Consider the following 2745-nt stretch of genomic DNA (forward strand, 5'->3'; position numbering starts at 1 on the left):
GCGCGGACCGGCGCCACGGCTCGCGGCTCGGTGCGGCGTGCGCCCGAGCCGGCGGCACCGAGGGCGGGGGCGGTGGCCGCGCCGGTGGGCGTCCCACCGGGGACGGCCGCGGTGACGAGGTGGCCTCCGACGAGGGGATCGGCCGTAAGCGGGTCGGCCGCGAAGGGGTCGGCCGCGAAGGGTTCGCGCGGGGTGCGGGGCGCGAGGTGATGGGCGTTTCCGGGCAACGCCGTGGCGTCCCGGTCCTCTGCTATCACCAACTCCAGCTGACGGTGGACCTGCCCGAGCAGATCACCGAGCCGCTCGGACTCGGCGACGTCGAGGTCTCCACCTTCGCGGTGGTGCCCGTCGAGCCAGGGGTGGAGGACGTAGCAGCACCCTTCCAATAACGCGGCGACGTCACCGCTGCGGTCGGCGAGCGGCGGAACCACCGGGAGACCGCGGGCGGCGAGGGCGACGGTCGCCCGATGCCGGGAGGCCAGCGGCAGGACGGTCTGCGGGTCGCCCCCGAGATGGTGTTTGAGGAAGTACGCGCCGCGCGTGGTGGCGAGGCGGTAGCCGCGGTTGAGCAGACCCCTGTCCAGCGGGACGCAGGACAGCGGATCCCCGACTCCGTAACGGCGCGTCAGGAGTTGCAGGGTTCGGGCGGCTGGAGATGCATGGCTGGGCGACACGTGGCGCATCGTAGATCACATTCCGCTACCTCCTGCATTCGCGTGCACACGACCGGGCCGGGATGATAATGAGCGCCCGTCGGCCACGCGCGGGGGCGGCGGAGGGTGGCGCGGGGGTGGCTGACCGGAGGCGGGGACGACCGCGCGGCACCGCGTGCCACCTGGTGGCTTTTCGCACAGCCACGTTCGCACAGCCCTCCGGTCGTCCACTCCCAGGGATGGCCGGAACCCCCGCACCGAACACCGACTGCAATTGCATGAGAGCGGCGATCGTTCGTCACCGCACCACGTTCTCGCTACCGTGAGTAGCAGCGGACATGACAGCGGCCCGTGGCTACGTTACGTAGCCACGGGCCGCTGCAACCCTGCGCTCCCCTACCGGGGCCGGCGGTACCGCCTCAGCTGCTGCCGCCGATGAGTCCCGGAAGACCCCCGGCGGGGTCGGTGGTGTCGCCGGCGCCCGGGTCGGTGGGATCGCCGCCCCCCGAGTCGGGAGGCGTGGTGCCGCCGTTGTCGCCGGAACCGCCACCGGGGTCGGTCTCGCCGCCGGGAGCACCCTCGGTCTCACCACCGGGCGCACCCTCGGTCTCACCACCGGGCGCACCCTCGGTCTCACCACCGGGCGTGCCCTCGGTCTCGCCCTCGGTGTCGCCCTCGGTGGTGCCCTCGGCCTCCCCCTCGGTGGTGCCCTCGGATGTGCCGTTGGAGGTGCCGTTGGAGCTGCCGCCGCCCTGGTAACCGGAGGAGTTGCCCGGCGGCGGGTTGTTGGTGGAACCGTTGGTCTCGTTCCAGTCCCGGTCCAGGTCGTCCTCCGTGTCCTCCTCCGGGTCCTCCTCCGTCTCCTTGTCCTCCGGCTCCGGCGGGTCCGTGACCTCCGGCGTCTCGGGCTCTCCCTGGTCCGGCGGGGAGACCGGCTCGTCGTTGCCGGCGTTGACGGCGATGAAGACGCCGATCACGATCGCGGCGACCACCAGCAGCGCCACCAGCACATACCGCAGCCGGTTGGTCGTCGGGTCGACCGGCGGCCGACCGCCCGCCGGGGTGTCGTCGCCGCCCGGGTTGCCGAGCAGCAGCGGCGGCCCGACCTGGGTCGGGGCGGGGCTGCTCATGGCGGCGGTGCCCATGGCGGGGGTATCCGGCGTCGCGGCGCCGGTGTTCCACAGCCCGGCGGTGTTCCCGCCGTGGGTCTCCAGCATCCGGACCGCGTACTGGATCAGCGACCGCATCTCCTCGGCGGTCTGGAACCGGTCGTCCGGGTCCTTCGCCAGCGAGCGCATCACCAGCCCGTTCAGCTCCGGCGGCGACAGCTGCGAGACCTCGGAAGGCAGCCGGGGAAGGTCCTGGACGTGCTGGTACACCACCGACAGCGGCGTCTCGCCCGTGAACGGCGGTCGCTGTGTCAGCAGTTCGTAGAGAAGGCAGCCGACCGCGTACAGGTCGGAGCGGGTGTCCACGGCCTTGCCGAGCGCCTGCTCCGGTGAGAGGTACTGCGGGGTGCCCATGACCATGCCGGTCTGGGTCATGGTGGACTGCACGCCGTGCAGCGCGCGGGCGATGCCGAAGTCCATCACCTTGACCGAACCGGTCTCGGTGATGATCACGTTGGCGGGCTTGATGTCGCGGTGGACGATCCCGTGCTGGTGGCTGTAGGCCAGCGCCTCCAGCACACCGGAGACGATGGACAGCGCCCGCTCGGTCGGCTGGGCGTCCTCGTTGATCAGCAGTTCGCGGATGGTGTGGCCGGTGACCAGCTCCATCACGATGTACGGGACGGTGCCGTGGACGCCGCCGGTGTCCTCCTCACCGGAGTCGTACACCGCGACCACCGCGTGGTGGTTGAGGCCGGCCACCGACTGGGCCTCGCGCGTGAAGCGGGCCTTCGCGACCTGGTCCTCCGCCAGGTCGGGGCGCAGCAGCTTCACGGCGACCAGGCGTCCCAGCCGGACGTCCTCGGCGGCGAACACGTCGGCCATGCCGCCGGTACCGAGTAGGGTGCGAAGCTGGTAGCGGCCTCCGCCGACGGCCCGGCCCGAGTAGTCAGCGGGCTCAACGGCGTGCTCGTTCATCGGTC

2 protein-coding genes are annotated in these 2745 nt (G+C 72.1%); both read right to left on the reverse strand.

Annotation, left to right across the window (positions count from 1 at the left end; genetic code table 11):
- A partial coding sequence (locus HCJ92_RS23505) for a phosphotransferase enzyme family protein (protein WP_338054354.1) occupies positions 1 to 674 on the reverse strand: 674 nt, incomplete at its 3' end.
- Positions 675 to 1072: 398 nt separating this feature from the next.
- Complete coding sequence (locus HCJ92_RS23510; protein ID WP_167935624.1) at positions 1073 to 2740, reverse strand: protein kinase domain-containing protein; 1668 nt, start codon at positions 2738 to 2740, stop codon at positions 1073 to 1075.
- Positions 2741 to 2745: the final 5 nt, after the last annotated feature.

The organism is Streptomyces spiramenti, assembly GCF_012034385.1.
GTDB lineage: Bacteria > Actinomycetota > Actinomycetes > Streptomycetales > Streptomycetaceae > Streptomyces > Streptomyces spiramenti.

Coding starts and splice junctions, on each gene's coding strand:
- HCJ92_RS23510 (WP_167935624.1), bottom strand. CDS start 2,740: ATGAACGAGCACGCCGTTGAGCCCGCTGACTACTCGGGCCGGGCCGTC.